The sequence below is a fragment of the Streptococcus pseudopneumoniae IS7493 genome, assembly GCF_000221985.1.
Taxonomy (GTDB): Bacteria; Bacillota; Bacilli; order Lactobacillales; family Streptococcaceae; genus Streptococcus; species Streptococcus pseudopneumoniae.
The window spans coordinates 2,089,041-2,105,825 of sequence record NC_015875.1; the positions used below are offsets into that span (position 1 = coordinate 2,089,041).

Here is a 16,785-nt window from a genome sequence, read left to right on the forward strand (position 1 = left end):
TCAGCTTCTATTTCTTGTTTTACTAATTTTAAGTGTACCACAATACCTCCAATTGCTCATCGATAGAATTGCTCTTAGGAAACATTCCCTTTCTGCTATTCTATCATAAGTTTGTCTAACTGTGGCATTTGAAACTAGATAATTCTTCTGTTTCACGCGAAACACCCTGCGCCAGGCAAGGTGTTCTTGTTTTAGGTCGTATAAATGGTTGAAGCTGTCGCAATGGTATGCCATTGGTTGGCTGTTGTGGCTGCGAAGCCCTTGTCTGCGTAGAAGTCGTTAAATGGCAGGATTTCCACTTCTAGTTCGTCGATGCGGTCAAGCTGGCCAGCCAGATAAGCCTCGATGCGGCTTTCTGCTCTCTTGATGCGTTGCAAGAGTCCGCCCATGCGGATGTCAACTGTATCCAAGCCAAAGACCTTGTTTTCTTTCAGCCATTGGTGGCTAAAGAGGGCATGGAAGTCTTCAATTTGGCTTCTGAGTTCTGGTAATTCTTGCCTTGCGATTTCTTGTAGACTTTCTTTATCGCCCACTTGGTAAGCCTGACGAATGCGTCGTCCCACATCCACTTTGCTACTTAAAATAGCATTCAACTGAGCCTGAGTTTCAAAGAGGTAAGAGTAAGCACCAGCTTTTTCTTTGATTTCAGCAAGGGTCTCAGCTGCCTGAGCAAAGTGTGGTTTGTCCTGTTCAGGTGTCATGTGTCGGTCAAGGATCGGACAGAGAACATCCTGATAAAAGACATAGCGGTTGGGATTGATGCCACTGAGATTGCCTGGTAGATCTGGCAAGAGGTTGGCTAGGTCAATCTGCATAAAATCTTCAATCGATAGACCAGTATTGGTCTTGAAGTGAGCAGACAAACGGTCTAGGTCATTGCGATAGCTGAGTTCTGCCCAGATTTGCAAGCTTGGAAGGATAGAGAACTGGGCAGTTTCACCACCATTGTCCCCCCAACCCGTCACAATGACTTCTTTTATCTGATTAGCACGGCAGGCTTTGTTGGCCTCAATAGCTACTAGACGGCTGAAATGGTTATTGGGTGTGAAACCGATCCATTTCCAAGCACCTCCTGCAAAGGCAAGGTCATGACTAATCTTGTGATGGTTGCGGAAATTACGGTTGTATTTTTCCTCGCTATCCTGATAATAGTCCCAGTAAACCAAAGTTACTCGGTCTTTGAGACGATCTAGGTAGACACGAGTTTCTTCTGGAATTTCCACATCACGGTCGTACTGGCCATCTGCTGACATAAGTTTAAAGAACATATCGCTCCACATCTGGCAGTGGAAACCATATTTATCAGCAATATCCAGCACGCGCTCCAAGTGTTGACACATTAGGAGACTACGATCCACAACACCGTTCAATATCAAATAACGTCCCAAGCCAACCAAGTGGGCTTCGTCCATCCCGATATTGACCTTGCGGGTTTGCAGTTTAGACAAAGTAGCAAACATACCATCAATCAGGTCATAAACCTTTTCTTCGCCAATGAGGAGAATGTCCTCTACATCACGGAGTTCCTGCACTTCCTTGACACCCCATTTAACAAAGGCCGACAAATGGGCCAAGGTCTGGATACAAGGCACAAAGGTCATATCAAACTGCTGGGCGTAGGCTTCTATTTCCTGCAACTCCTCAGCCGAATAAGCCCCACGGAAATAACCAAAATAAGGCTGTCCCTCAATCTGGTAGGTGTCCTCCATGTAGAGCTCAAAGGTTGAGTAGCCCATGAGAGCCAAGACCTCAATCATCTGCTTGGCAGAAGCCACATTCAGCACCGCATTTCGAGAACAGTCAGCCATGTAGGCTAAATCTTCATAAGCTACCTGCTCCTCAATCTCTACTTTGTCACCTTCTACTAGAGCTGTTGCTAACAAAGACAAGGCACGATAAAGTTGGTGAGGTTTGCGATAGGTTAGTTGATAGTGGCCACCCTCACCCTTGATAGAGATAGAGGCTTGGTCAGACTGAGCGACTGCTACCTCTACATCTGGTAGCAGAATGTGCTTTTTAAGCAACTCTAATGCTTTCTCTTGTTTGGAACTAAGTCCTGTAAATCTTACCATTGATTTTCCTCCTGTAGCCAGTTGACAAGGGCACCATAGAGATTGGCATCTGCATGATAGGTGCAGGCTTGGATAAGAGGTGCGACCGTGTATTCTTCGTAAGTATCAACAAAGTCATCTACAGCCTTCTTGACACCTTGAATAAAATCTGGATTTTGACTGATAGAGCCTCCCAGACTAATGACATCTGGATCGATCAGATATTGGATATTGAGCAAGCCTTGAGCCAGATTACGATTCATGCGCTCAATTGCTTCTTGGCAAAGGGTATTTCCTGCTGCGGCCTCTTGGTAAATCTTGCGACCGTCCCAATCAGTCTGACCAGATTTTTCAATCACGTATCGTACCATATTCCCAGTTGACGCTAGTTGCGACCAGTTGTTGAGCTTTTCAGCAGGGGCAAGGGTTGTCATGTAGCCAAATTCTCCACCCAGACCGTGGCGACCTCGATGAAGTCTACCATTGATCATCATGGCTCCGCCAATCCCTGTCCCAATCACGACACAGGCTGCATTTTCAAGTTCTGGATGAGCCAGCAATTCACTGAGTCCAACGCAGTTGGCATCATTTTCCAGATGGACAGGTAGTTGATGATGAGCAAGCGCCTCATACCACGAAAAGCCGTGGATATAAGGGACGGCACTGAAGCCATCAATCACACCTGTCTCTTGATTGACCGCGCCTGGAGCGCTCATAGCAATCCCGCTATAATCCTGCTCTGACAAGCGCTGGTCTAGCCAAGCTAGTAAATCCTCCAAGTTTTCTGGTGTTGAGATACTTGTCTTATTCAGTATTTTCCCATCAGGAGTCAGACTGGCAAACTTAATCCCAGTCCCTCCGATATCAATCGTTGCAATGGTCATTGTTTTTACCATAAAAAGGGGCAAATCAGCAATTAATTCTTACCTTTTCGCCCCTCCTTTCTTTTTATGTTTACTTGTTGAAATTAAATTTCTTCTTTTTTGATGAATTCTGTACGAATCTCTTGTGGTGAAATGAGACCTCTATGAACTGGGTATGGTCGTTCAAGTAGGTCAAGGAAGAGATGTTGACTTTCTGGTACACGCACATTTTCACTACACATATTGTAGTAACGAAGAACATAGCCTTCTTCATTTTCAGCTACCTTAAAGGCTGTTGGGCAGATTTGCGGTATGCTGAGAACGGAATGGCTCAAGAGGCTACCAGTCGCAGCCACGCTTCCTTCCTGTCTAGCAAGCTGAAGGCTGGTAAATGGTGTCTGCAAGACTTTAGCACGACGATAGGCTGAGAAGCGTTCTTGGGCTTGGTGGCATTCGAGAGCAAATTCGACTTCAAATTCACGCAAGCATTGTGCTTCTGGCGTTGGGAAGTAACCCCAGTCTCCCAACTCACCTGATGCACGCAGAATGGTCACTGCAATAGTGTCGTCTCCAAGGATTTCGTATTCATTCAATCCCTTGTTGGATACAGTCACACCTTTTTCATCATCATACAGACTAACAAAGGCTTGTTGGTGTTGAGGATTTTCAGGATTTTCCCATGAAGCTGCTGGTTTGTTTGGTCGTGTCACCACCTCATAGATGCTTTCAGAATCATTGCTTGGACGCGTGTTGTGAGTCTTGACCAAGAGACGGATACGATGGTCTTTGGCAGTGTTGGTAAAGCGAGTCTTGCAACGGATTTGTGGATTGTCAACAAAGACAGTCATCTCAGTTTCCAGAGGAATGCTTGTCATTTCTTCTGACCGTCCAGCTTCACGCTTCATAAACTCGATGATACCTTTTTGCTCTTCTTCTAGCTTTTCATCGGCACTGACAGGCACGGTCAATTCATGTTTGAGCAAAATCTTAGCGTAGCGAGCTGTGTTTTCCAAGACCTCGTAGCCCTTAAGCTCTGCATAGATTGGCTCTGTTCCTTTTGGTTGGAAATAGATATACTCGTTTCCGATGTCTCCACGGTCTTCGAAGCGGATAAAATCTTCGTAGGCTTCGTGAGTTGTCTTATCATAAACTGTGATATTGTCATCCACACTCACCGTTACGAATGGTGTATCAATCACTCCGTTTTGGTAAATACCCTCACGGTGTTCTTGCTCTCCTTCCAGCAATTGGAAAGTTGTCCAAGAAAGCGGCGCTAGGTGAACTGGAATGGTCACGCGCACTTGTCGAGCGATACGAGCTTGGCGGAACTTGTCTTTTGGTAAATCGTACTCAAAATTAGCCCCAAGGTCTTCGATTTTAGCCTCTACAGGACGCCCATCCAAGTCCTCCACACGATAACTTGGCAAGGTTAAGGCAGCCATCTTCTTGTAACCTTCTGTTGGGTGCAATTCCTTGAAATCACAAGTCGCAACATCAATCACTGTGCTGACAGTATCGACCTTATCATGCAGGCCTGTGTTAATAACCGTAAAGAGATAGTCACTTTGAGCTTCGTGAGTTGCAATTTTGCCCTTCCACTCGTTGAGAAGATTGGTCTTAACAAAGGTTCCGACTTGGTTAACCTTGGCAAAACGAGTTTCCATCTCACGGTGAACTTCGTCCACGCTACAGCCACAGATACTATCATGCGGCGCATTCTGCAAAAGAGTTTTCCAAGCATAGGTCAACTGGTCCTTATGGTTATGACCCCCAGTGATAATCGTCAAGGGTTCTACAACTTGCTCTAGGAGGTTGCTATTTTCTTGGAAGGCTTGTTTGAGATAAATACGAGATGAAGAAGTATTGGCAAGTGTGTACCAGCCGTCTGTTTCCTGACTGGTCAACTCGCCTGTCACCGTTGATAAGTGTTCTGGTAGGGCACTTTCCACGGCTTGGACATACTCATCAAAAGAACTATGAACAAAGGTTACATCTGGGAAGAGTTCATTTGCCACACGAATGGCTTCACTCAAATTTTTCTGGACAGGCTGGTGGTCACAGCCGTTCATCATCAACCACTGGTTGGTCGAAGCATAGTCACGCACGTCTGACAATTTTTGTTTCCAGAAGGTCAAGGCCTCGTCTCTATCAACTGGAATTTCATTCCCATTACTATACCAGTTGGCAAAGAGGATACCGAGGACACGACTACCATCCGCACCCTGCCAGTACATTTCTGAAAACTGGGATGTAAACTGCTCATCTTCGAGAACTTGGTTATCAAATCCAATCGGCTTCACACCACGCCCAAAGGCTGCCACGTGAATGCCTGATTTTTGAAGAATTTGAGGCGCTTGTCCCATATTTCCAAAGGTATCTGGGAAGTAACCAATCTGAGTAGATTTGCCCCATTTTGCAGCCTCCTGCTGACCGATAAGAGTATTACGGACATTGGCTTCACTTGAAATCAAGTAGTCATCCTGCAAGATGTAAAAGGGACCAATTTTAAGCTTGCCCTCGTCAATGTAACGTTGGACTTTATCGCGATTTTCAGGGCGAATCTCCAAGTAGTCATCAAGGACAATGGTTTGACCATCCAAGTGGAAGCTCTTGAACTCAGGGTCATTTTCAAAGAGATCAAAGAGATTGTCAAATAATTCCACCAACTGCATACGGTGGCTTTCAAAAGGCAAGTACCACTCACGGTCCCAGTGACTATGTGAGATAATATGTACAACAACATTTTCCATGAAGTAAAACCTCATTCTAAATTAAATTTTTAATGTTTTAAATGTAAACTTGTGATTCTGACAAGAATCAGTTGCGCTAAAGCATGTTCCTTAGCGAATATCTAGGTAATCCAAGACCAATTCACAGAACATCATGTTGGCCCAAGAGAACCATTCACGAGAGTAGAGAGTTGGGTCATCCACGTGGAAGCTTTCGTGCATGACACCTGTACCACCATCGCAAGCAACCAGCTGATCCAGCAAGAATTTTTTCTCTGCCTTATCTCTTGTTGTCAATCCTTGGATAGAAAGGGCGATTGGCCAGATATAGCGATAGAAGGTATGAGAACTTCCGAGACCGCTAGCGTATTCTCCTTGGTAGAAATAGGGATTTTCAGGGCTCAGAATGGTGCGGCGAGTAGCTTGATACACTTCATCATCGACCGAACAGTAGCCCAGATAAGGCGCAGCCAACAAACTTGGTACATTTGGATCATCCATGATGCTAGCATTTCCTAGACCATCCACTTCAAAAGCGTAAATCTTTTCGCCCTTGCTGTTGGTGGTGTAGGCGTAGTTGTCGATTCCTTCTTGGATTTCAGACTGGAGACGCTTAGCATCAGCAATAACACTCTGGCTATCAGCTAGGTTTAATGCTGCAAATATTTCTTGCACATAACCCAAGACTACTACAGCAAACATATTTGACGGAATCAAGTAGCTATACTGGCAGCAGTCATCGCTCGGACGAAAAGCTGACCAAGTCATACCTGTCACTGCAAAATCAGGGCCAAAGCCATCATTTACCAAGGTATCTTCCTTGCGGTCCGTATCTCGGACAAAACGATAAGGAGAGTTCTTGTGGTCTTGTTCAACTGTCCATAGATGGAGAATTTCCTTAATCGCTACGACAAAAATCTCATCAAACTGACTAGTCTCGCCAGTCTCTTTCCAGAGGAGATAAGCCAACTGCAAAGGATAGCAAAGCGAGTCCACCTCATACTTGCGTTCCCAAATCCAGCCATTAAGGTCTGTGTGGTCAGTCTCATGGTGCCCCTTCCAGTTTTCCTCAATGTTGAAGGAATTGGCATAAGGATCCTTGAGTACCAAGGTCATCTGACGTTTGACCAAACCTGCAATGGTCTGACGCAGGAGGGAATCTCTTTTAGCCACATGCAGGTAGGGTCTGAGTTGGGCTGTCGAATCCCGAAGCCACATTGCAGGAATATCTCCTGTGAGCACAAAGGTTGAACCATCTTCAAGGATTTCAACCGTATTGTCCAAGGTGTCGGTGTAGCAACGCTCGAAAACATCCACCCACTCTGGATGGTCCTTAGCCCGCTCTGCCACTTCATCTAGCCATTCTCTAACAATTTCTTTTGAATAAATCATCGTGCAGTATCCTCTTTCAAACAAGTTTCATTTTCAGTATATAGCTTTTGAGACAGAAAATACATACACAAATGATAGTCATTTTTCTACAAAATAGTTATCTTTGAAACTCCTTTTCTAAAGGTCCTCTTTTTCTGATATAATGTAGAAAAACAGCTAAAGGAAAGACTATGAAACCACTACTTGAAAGCATCGATACCCGATTTGGAACTGCCAGCAAGCATGCCTTTTCTCGGGGAAATACCCTACCATACACAGGCGTACCTTTTGGGATGAATTACTTTGTACCCCAGACCAGTGACCAGGAGGGCTCTTGGTTTTTCAATCCGCAGCTGCCTATCTTTCAGGGAATTCGACTAACCCACCAGCCTAGTCCTTGGATTGGCGACTACTCTTGGCTCCTTCTGACACCTGTCACCGGTCAACTGGGTGGAGACAGCCTCTTCCATCGTCAGTCTTCCTATGATATGGATAAGGCCTCTTTCCAACCTCATTATCTGAAGATTTTCTCCCTGCGCTATCAGATTGAAACCCAGCTCACACCGACTTGCTATGGTGCTTCTATTCGTTTGGAGCAAAAGCAAGGCAAAGCCCTCTCCCTCTATCTTCACGCAGCAGATGAACTGACCGTGGAGCAAGTAGATGAGCGGACTCTTGCCCTGCAACAAGAAGGAAAAACTGAAACCAACAAAAATCCACTAACTATGTTCACTGCCCTGCAAATGAATACGGATATCCTTACTATCAGCCAAGAAGGTGGAGACTGGCGAATCGACCTGGCAGATAGTCATGCTGAAATTCAGCTAGCGACTTCTTTCATCTCTCCTTCTCAAGCACTGCTTAATCTACCTCAAGAAGATTTTGATAACTGTAAAACAAATGCCCAAGCGGACTGGGAAAATCTCCTCCATCGTTTTGACGTTATAGAGACAGGAGAGGCTGACCGAACCTTCTTTGACCACTGTCTCTACAGACTCTTCCTCTTCCCACAGACTTTTTATGAGATTGATGAATCAGGGCAAGCCATCCACATGGATCTGGCCACTGGCACTGTCAAGCCCGGTGTTCTCTTCAGCAACAATGGTTTCTGGGATACCTTCCGCACTACCTTCCCCCTCTTTGCCCTTATCATACCGGAACACTACCACCGCTTTTTAGAAGGATTTCTCAATAGCTACCGCAATACTGGATTCCTTCCAAAATGGCTGGCTCCAGATGAACGGGGTATGATGCCAGGTACACTTTTAGACGGCATTATCGCAGATAGCGCCTGCAAGGACATGGCTCCTGACTTAGAAGAAGAACTCCTTCAAGCCATGCTCGAAACAGCCAGCAAGTCTGACCCTCTCGGCATCAATGGTCGCCACGGACTAGCCCAATACCAAGAACTGGGCTACCTCTCTACCGACCACCACGAAAGTGTCAGTCATACCCTAGACTATGCCTATAGCGACTTTTGTATCGCCAGCTGTGCCAAAAAACTAGGTCAGAATGACATCGCGGAAATCTATAGGACTGCTTCACAAAATTACCGCCAGCTATTTGACGCTGAGACAGGTTACATACGAGCACGAGACAATCGAGGCAACTTTCGCCCTGACTTCTCTCCTTATAGCTGGGGACGCGACTATGCCGAATGTTCAGCCATCCAAGCAACTTTAGGCGTTCTCCACGACATCCCAGATTTAATCCAACTTATGGGTGGAAAAGAAGCCTTCAGCAACTATCTTTTGAAAACCTGTCAAGATGCTCCCCTCTTTGAGACAACAGGCTATGGTTACGAAATTCACGAAATGAGCGAAATGGCTACTGCTCCTTTTGGACAAGTCGCCATTTCCAACCAACCGAGCTTCCACATTCCTTATCTCTTCCGCTACAGCAACTACCCTGACTACACTGCCCTTCTCATCAAGACTCTCCGTCAGAAGGCCTTTCACCCAAGTTGGCAAGCCTATCCTGGCGATGAAGACAATGGCAGTCTCTCAGCCTGGTATATCTGGTCAGCTCTCGGTTTTTATCCGACCTGTCCAGGCAAACCAAACTATGACCTCGGAATCCCTCTCTTTGACCACCTCCGTATTTACCTAGCTAAAGAAGGTAAATGGCTGGATATTCATACTGAGCAAAACCACAGCCACTTCAACTTTGTCAAAGAATGTCTACTAGATAAGACCTCTATAACTAGCCTTCAACATCAAGACCTCCTAAAAGCTGAGCAGTTAACCTTCACCCTCAGCTGGTTACCAAGTCAGCCGTCCACTTCCTGAAATACAAAAATCTCCTAGCAGACTTTCCTGCTAGGAGATTTTCTTATGAGAGGTACTTGTTTAAGCTTTGAAAATCGGATTTATTATTCGATAAGTATCAAACCATCTACCAATTAAGCTTCTTCGTCTTCTTTACGACGACCTGCAAGACCAAGACCAAGTAAGGCACTTGCGGCAGCTGCTACCATAGCTACAGTAGAATCTGCTGTACCTGTATTTGGCAACTCTTTAGCGACTGTACGCACGTTTGTTGCTGCTTGGTTGGCATTTGCTGCTTGAGCTGGAACTACAGCTGGTGTTTGAGCAGCTTGGTCACTAGCTGGACTTGCATGATTAGTTGCTGGAGAAACTTTCGCCAGGAAGTCTTCGATACGTTTAACCGTTGCAGCCACATCTGCCTGAGTTGCATCTGCATTGGCAAATACTTTCTTAGCGTCTGCCAATAAGTCAGTCGCTTCTTTTGCAGTTTCTGCATCAAGCTTAGCTGATTCTTGGATGATTAGTCCATCTAACTGACGAATAGCGCCTGCTAACTTAGCTTTATCCACTTTTGCTTCAGTGTTAGTAGCTCCGTTATTTTGAGCTGAAGGAGCTTGTTTAAAGATAGCTTCAGCGGTAATTGCTAAAACTTTGCCATCTTTAGTTACAACAGTTGCATTTCCTGCCTTGTCAAAGAGAACATCTACTACATCAGCATTTGCTGCTTTAATCTTAGCTTTTGCAGCTTCTTTTTCTGAATCTGTTAAGTTAGTAAAGTCTGCTACTGTTTCTTTTTCAAAGTCAAGGTTGATGTTATCTCCGCTATTCTTAGCTGTTACATCACTTTCTGTTTTCACTAATTGGTCTTTTGCAATCGATACTGTATTTCCATCTAGTGTTACTGTGGCGTTACCTTTATCGTCTACTACTACAGTCGCTCCTGAATTGACGGATTCAATTGCTTTCTTAACTGCTGCTTTTTCATCTTCCGTTAAGTTATCTTTGTTTCCAACTAATGTACGGAATGCTGGTGTTTTCACTTTAGCAGTCTTAGCTTCGTCAGCTAGGTTTCCAGCTGGGATTACTAGGTCTAAAGCCGGAATATTCAGAACTGTACCATCAGCTTTAGTTACTGTTGCATTACCTTTGTCGTCTACTACTACAGTTGAACCTGAGTTGACTGCTTTAACCTTCTCTTCGATAGCTTTCTTCTCTTCTGGAGTTAAGGCATCTGGATCTGCTACTACAGTTTTAGCTGCTGGTGTATTGACATCATTGCCTGCATTTTCTTTAGTAATATCATCTTGTGTTTTCACTAAATCAGTGGCTGGAATGACCGCTGTCTTACCTTCTGGTGTTGTAACTGTAGCATTACCCTTATCGTCTACTACTACAGTTGAGCCTGGGTTGACTGCTTTAACCTTCTCTTCGATAGCTTTCTTCTCAGCGTCTGTCAACTTGTCTAGGTTCGCTGCTACAGTTTTAGCTGCTGGTGTATTGACATCATTGCCTGCATTTGGTTTAGCTGCATCTGCTGCTGACTTCGTCAAGTCTGTTGCTGGAATAACGGCTGTTTTACCTTCTGGTGTTGTGACTGTGGCATTTCCTTTATCGTCCACTACTACAGTCGCTCCTGGGTTAACTGCTTTAACCTTTTCTTCAATAGCTTTCTTCTCTGCAACTGTCAACTTATCTGAGTTCGCTACAACCGTCTTATCCGCCGGCTTAACGATGTCGTTGCCTGCGTTTGGTTTAGTTGCATCTTCCGGTGATTTGAATAAATCTTTCCATGGAATTGTTGCCACAGTTCCATCATTTAAAGTAACAGTAGCGTTACCTTTATCATCAAATTTAACAGATTTAGCCTCAGGATTGAGTTTTCTTAATTTTTCTTCTACTTTGGCTTGTGCAGCTGAATCAGTCGGTTCACCAACCACTTTATCTGCTGGTTTAACAATTTCACCATTTCCTGCGTCAGATTTAGCTGTATCTTCCTTAGTTCTCACTAACTCAGTTGATGGAATCGTTGCAGTCTGACCTTCTGGTGTAGACACTGAAACAGTTCCGTCTGCATCGAGTAGCACAATAGAATTTGGATTTACAGACTTAACAGCAGCAATAATTTGAGCTTTTTCTGACTCTGTCAACATCGATTTATCCTTGATGATAACTTTATCAAGTGGTTTGTTAATATCGTTTCCACCTTTACCATTATCTAGATTCTCCAACGTTTTCACCAGATCAGTTGGATTAATGATTCCCTTATCACCATTTGCTGTAGTAACTTCAATATTTCCAGCGTCGTTATATTTAACCTCATTGGCTGTTGGGTTCACTTTCTTCACTTCTTCTAAGATTTTAGCTTTTTCCTCAGCTTTTAGGTTGGCTGGATCATTAACTAGCACTTTATCAATTGGTCTGTTAATATCCCCAACTGCTCTAATTGCCGATTTATCCGCGTCTTGAATCTTATTAACATCTGCTTCTTTATTCGCAGCATCTACTAATTTCTTAGCTTCGGCTGCTATTTGATCTGCTTTATCTTTAAGATTCTCTTTCGCTTTAGGAGATAAGTCAGTACGCGCGTCAATCTCTTCTTTCTTCGCTTTTGTTTGCTCATCAATGGCTTTACGAGCATTTGGTTTATCTTCTACAACAGGTAAAACTTTCCCTATTTCAGCATTTGCATCATCTTGAAGTTTCTTAACCTCTGAATCTGTTGTAGCAATATCAATTGCTTGCTTAGCTTCTTTGGCTAAGGCTGTCGCTTTTTCAGCAGCTTCAGCTTTTTCTTCATCCGTGGCATCTGGTGTGTTTTCAATGGCTTTTAGTTGTTCAGCTAGCTTATCATCAATAGCTTTCTTGGCTGCAGCTTTAGTTGTTGTTTCTGGATTCACAGCTTTAATCGCTGCTACACCGTGTTCCTTAGCACTATCTACTGCTCCTTGAACCTTCCTTGATTCCTCTGGTGTTGTGGTTACATCTGGTTGAGCATCAATGGCCTTGTTCGCTTCGGCTGCTCGAGCTTGAGCTTCTGCTTTAACTTTCGCTTTTTCTTCAGCTGTTAGATCTTGGCGAGCATCAATTTCTGCTTCTTTCTTAGCTAGTTCATCTGCGACTGCTTTCTTAGCAGCTGCTTTGGCTACTGGATTCACAGCACCAACTGCAGACTCACCGGCTTCTTTGGCTTTGGCTACTTCTGCATCACTTGTTGCGGCTGCTACTGCTGCCTTAGCCTTGTCTGCTTCTTCCTTAGCCTTGTCTTTAGCAGCTTTCTTCTCTGCATCTGTCAAGTCTGTACGCTCATCAATGGCCTTGTTCTTAGCAGCAAGAGCGTCATCAATGGCTTTGTCAGCGGCTGCTTTAGCAGTTGTTTCTGGATTCACAGCTTTAATCGCTTCTACACCTTGTGTCTTAGCGGCATCTACTTTATCTTGAGCTGCTTTGGCTTCTTCTGGTGTTGCGGCTACATCTGGTTGAGCATCGATAGCCTTGTTCGCTTCGTCAGCAGCTGCTTGAGCTTCTTTCTTAGCTGCATCTTTTTCTTCAGCTGTTAGATCTTGACGGGCATCGATTTCTGCTTCTTTCTTAGCTAATTCATCTGCCACTGCTTTCTTAGCAGCATCTTTGGCTACTGGATTCACAGCACCAACTGCAGACTCACCGGCTTCTTTGGCTTTAGCTACTTCTGCATCACTTGTTGCGGCTGCTACTGCTGCCTTAGCCTTGTCTGCTTCTGCCTTAGCCTTGTCTTTAGCAGCTTTCTTCTCTGCATCTGTCAAGTCTGTACGCTCATCAATGGCCTTGTTCTTAGCAGCAAGAGCGTCATCAATGGCTTTGTCAGCGGCTGCTTTAGCAGTTGTTTCTGGATTCACAGCTTTAATCGCTTCTACACCTTGTGTCTTAGCGGCTTCTACTTTATCTTGAGCTGCTTTGGCTTCTTCTGCATCAGCTAATTTTTTGGCTTCTGCTTTAGCTGCGTCTTTTTCTGCTTGACTTAGGTCTGTGCGCTTATCAATCTCATCATTTTTAGCTGTTAAGGCATTGGCAATTGCTGCCTTAGCATTCTCTTTAGCGATTGGGTTTACTTTAGAAATGGCTGTAGTGGCTTCTGTTTGCGCTTCATCTACAGCTGCATCTGTCGTCGCTGCATCGATTTTCTCAGTTGCTGCCCGAGCTGCTTCATTGGCTTTAGCAATAGCGGCTGTTTTTTCAGCTTCTGATAGATTTATGTCTGCATTAATAGCATCTTCTTTGGCCTTACGTGCTGCTTCAATTGCCGCTTTGGCTTCAGCTTTTTTAGCTACTACTGGATTGTCTGCTGCAATGGCGGTTGTCCCTGCAGTTTGAGCTTGATCCAAGGCAGCTTTTGTTGTTAGGTTAGGATCATTAATGGCTGCTAATGCTTTCTCTTTATCTGCATTTACCTTAGCGATAGCGGCTTGTTTTTCATCATCGGTAGTATTAGGATCTGTAATAGCATTAATTTCTGCAATCTTATCTTCTGCAGCCTTGTTCACTGCATCAATCGCAGGTTGTTTATCAAGAGTTACAAATTCTGATAATGGTCTTTTATCTGTAGATCCATCTGTATATGTTACAACAAGATTTCCATTAGCATCTTTTGTTAATGACTTGATTTTAGAATCTTTATCTGTAACTGGAGAATCTTTTGAGATATTCGCATCATCATTATTCTTATTGTATTCAAGTTGTAGTTTTTCTTTGATTTTAGCTAAGTCATCTTCTGTTACGTTAGCTGGGTCTGCTACAGCAACTTTTTCAGTTGGAGCTGCTATATCATATTTAGATGTTTGATTTTTAACTATAAATTGAACATATCCTGGTTTTTGTCTCGCATTAGAATCTTTATCTAGCGCTCTATAATCATTATTTGAAAGTTTGCCATCATTGTCTTTAGAAACAATAAAACTTGTCCAACGATTTGGAGCTTTAAGTGTTGTAACACCAGTCATCTTGATAGTAGCTGTTCTCTTATCGTCAGAGATTGATCCTTCGCCAGTTACCGCACCATTCTCAACTTTACCTGTTGTAAATCCATATTTATTCGCGTTATTCGATGTAACATCTCCAGGACCACGTAGGTAAAGATTTTTAACTTCATTTTCATCTGTACCTTTGAAAGTTAAATCAGTGTTTTCACCTGTGTAAACATAGATTTGTTTATTAGCTTCATTTGAGTATGGAATCTCAACTGTCGGAGCAGCATTTGTACGCGCAAACTCTGTTAATGGTTTTCTGTCTATAGATCCGTCTTTATAGGTTACTAGTAAATCATTTCCATCTTTTGTGATTGATTGAATCTTACTATCTTTATCCTCTACTTCTTGACCGCGCTTAGACTCTAACCTTCTATCTGGATTGGTTTTAGAATATTCAAGCTTGACTTTTTCTTTTACTTTTGCAAACTCTTCATCCGTTACAGCTGCAAGGTCGGTAACAATAACCTTGTCGGCTTCCTCAGGAGTTTTTATATCATATTTTTGCCTCTGAGGTTTATTGACAACGTTGAAAGCATGATCATTATCTTTTCCCGTTCCAGACCCAGTGAAGTCTGTTCCTTCAAGATCTGTAACCCGCACATAACGCCAACCCAAAGCCAGGCGTTTAGGATTTTCCCCTTGTGTCCCTTCGTTCAATTTAGATTGTGACAATCCACTTGTTGCAGTTGTCCTACCCGAATAGGTAATAACTGCTGGACTAGTCTCTGATGCTGGTGTTTCAGTTTTAAACTCATTGGCTGTATATCCATACTCAGTATCAACTTTATCATTTTCACCTGAAACAGGTCGAAAAGCGTTATTTCCACCTTTCAGCAGTTTAGCAGACTTAATCTTATCTGCATCATCTTTAATTTTGATATCAAATGAGTTGTCTTCTCCACTATACACATAGATTTCTCTTTCAGTAGGATCAGAATATGGAATATCTACTGTTGGAGGTTGATTGGTACGTGCTACACGATCAACTGGAACCACATCTGTTGAACCGTCTTTATAGGTTACAGTGACGTTTCCATCCGCTACATTTACACTCTCCACTACTGAATCACGATTTGTTAAAGCAGTCCCTCTTTGCGACGCTAGTCTAGCATCCTGGCTAGTTTTAGAATATTCAACTTTAAGCTGAGTTTTAATTTTTTCAATGTCTTGTTCAGTTAAATTGTCAATATTTGAGACACTGATTTTATCAGCATTGGTTTCTGGTTCCTGGATGCTATATTTATAGGTTTGAGATTTAAGGATAAGGGATATATAGCCTGGATCTCTTATTGTCCCAGAGTCTCCAACATTATTCACACCTTGTTTATCACCAACCTTTACAAAACGTGTCCCAATTTTTAGTGCTTGTTCCTCATTTTTTGTATATTTTTGATTTTCTTTTAGCTTCTCATTCGGTTTTCCTGAAATAGTAATTTTAGCAGGAGCAGCTTGAGTAGCAGGAGTAGCAGAAGCATTAGGAGTAGCAGTTGTAGTGTTAGACATAGCCTCATTAATTACCGTTCCAGTATAGCCAAACTCAAGGTCAAGTTTATTGTCACCTTCGTTAGACTTTTTAAATGCCTGATTCGAACCCTTTTTGAATGTTGCATAAAGAATTTCCCCACTGTCATCGTAGACAGGAATTTCAATATTTGCATCTTCCTCATTATAAACAAAAATTTCCTTTTCATTCTGACGAGAGTAGGAGATTTCCGCTACAGGTTTTTGGTTTTCTGTGCCAGTAGACGTTGCTCCACCTCCTGGGTCAGCATCCCCCCCTCCGTTAGGGTTAGCTGCCACAGCGGCTCCGCCTTGTGAGTCTGCGCCATTCTCAGCAGCTGACACTGCTCCGTTCCCCAAAAACATAAATAGAGCCGCTACTGCCACACTGGCTGCACCAAAGCTATATTTACGAATAGAATAACGCGTGACCTTCTCACGACGCAGGCGCTCAGAACGACTCATGGATACTTTCTTGTCCATTACTTAAAATCTCCTTTAGGATTATATTTTTCTACATAAGAGAGGCTCCTCCTTCCTTATAGAAGGAGACTTCCTCTATGCATAGATTTACGTTACTATGATACATAATTACCAAGATATATGCAACTTTTTTGTTTGCTAATATTTTGCTAAAAAAAAAACATTTTTTCGATTTTCGTGAATTTTATTCGGTTTTTTATCCATATTTTTCATTATTTTATGAATTTGTTAAGGATTTACCGATTCTTATGACATCTTATGCTCTGATTCTTTAGGATTCAATCAGCCCTTAATTTCTATAAATATTATTTTTTCAAAATAACTCTATCTTTTTCACTAGCCTCGACACAATAAGTAGAAAAAATGTAAGGGGTTGCGCCTTTTTCATTGGCATCATTTGAAGATGACAACATGCAAAGAGCCTAAAAAAGAGAAACTGCCAGTGATATCACTAACTATTCTGATTGCTTGCCATAGAACAGAAGATAGCGGCTCCTTGCCTCTCCTGACTACTTACT

General features: G+C 43.2%; 6 protein-coding genes. 1 reads left to right on the forward strand and 5 read right to left on the reverse strand.

Annotation, left to right across the window (positions count from 1 at the left end):
• Window positions 1–191: 191 nt before the first annotated feature.
• The 4 genes from SPPN_RS10925 to SPPN_RS10940 all read right to left on the reverse strand — a co-directional run bounded on the left by SPPN_RS10925 (window position 192) and on the right by SPPN_RS10940 (window position 7,035).
• A complete protein-coding gene (locus SPPN_RS10925) occupies window positions 192–2,072 on the reverse strand; it encodes a beta-N-acetylhexosaminidase (protein WP_000251428.1) in 1,881 nt (626 codons plus the stop codon).
• A complete protein-coding gene (locus SPPN_RS10930) occupies window positions 2,066–2,935 on the reverse strand; it encodes an ROK family protein (protein WP_014017372.1) in 870 nt (289 codons plus the stop codon). Before SPPN_RS10930 ends, SPPN_RS10925 begins: the two co-directional genes overlap by 7 nt.
• Window positions 2,936–3,018: 83 nt before the next feature.
• Window positions 3,019–5,664, reverse strand: a complete 2,646-nt coding sequence (locus SPPN_RS10935) for an alpha-mannosidase (RefSeq protein ID WP_000432738.1) — start codon at window positions 5,662–5,664, stop codon at window positions 3,019–3,021.
• Window positions 5,665–5,754: 90 nt separating this feature from the next.
• A complete protein-coding gene (locus tag SPPN_RS10940; RefSeq protein WP_000640545.1) occupies window positions 5,755–7,035 on the reverse strand; it encodes a glycoside hydrolase family 125 protein in 1,281 nt (426 codons plus the stop codon).
• A 170-nt stretch (window positions 7,036–7,205) separates the two neighbouring features.
• On the opposite strand from SPPN_RS10940, the gene SPPN_RS10945 reads away from it, so the two are divergent.
• Window positions 7,206–9,302 (forward strand): GH92 family glycosyl hydrolase, encoded by a 2,097-nt coding sequence (locus SPPN_RS10945; RefSeq protein WP_000803388.1) that lies wholly within the window; start codon window positions 7,206–7,208, stop codon window positions 9,300–9,302.
• 113 nt (window positions 9,303–9,415) lie between these two features.
• Here the strand turns inward: SPPN_RS10945 and SPPN_RS11450 are convergent, their stop codons facing one another.
• Complete coding sequence (locus SPPN_RS11450) at window positions 9,416–16,267, reverse strand: DUF1542 domain-containing protein (RefSeq protein WP_000359091.1); 6,852 nt, start codon at window positions 16,265–16,267, stop codon at window positions 9,416–9,418.
• Window positions 16,268–16,785: the final 518 nt, after the last annotated feature.

Coding starts and splice junctions, on each gene's coding strand:
- SPPN_RS10925 (WP_000251428.1), bottom strand. CDS start 2,072: ATGGTAAGATTTACAGGACTTAGTTCCAAACAAGAGAAAGCATTAGAG.
- SPPN_RS10930 (WP_014017372.1), bottom strand. CDS start 2,935: ATGACCATTGCAACGATTGATATCGGAGGGACTGGGATTAAGTTTGCC.
- SPPN_RS10935 (WP_000432738.1), bottom strand. CDS start 5,664: ATGGAAAATGTTGTTGTACATATTATCTCACATAGTCACTGGGACCGT.
- SPPN_RS10940 (WP_000640545.1), bottom strand. CDS start 7,035: ATGATTTATTCAAAAGAAATTGTTAGAGAATGGCTAGATGAAGTGGCA.
- SPPN_RS10945 (WP_000803388.1), top strand. CDS start 7,206: ATGAAACCACTACTTGAAAGCATCGATACCCGATTTGGAACTGCCAGC.
- SPPN_RS11450 (WP_000359091.1), bottom strand. CDS start 16,267: ATGGACAAGAAAGTATCCATGAGTCGTTCTGAGCGCCTGCGTCGTGAG.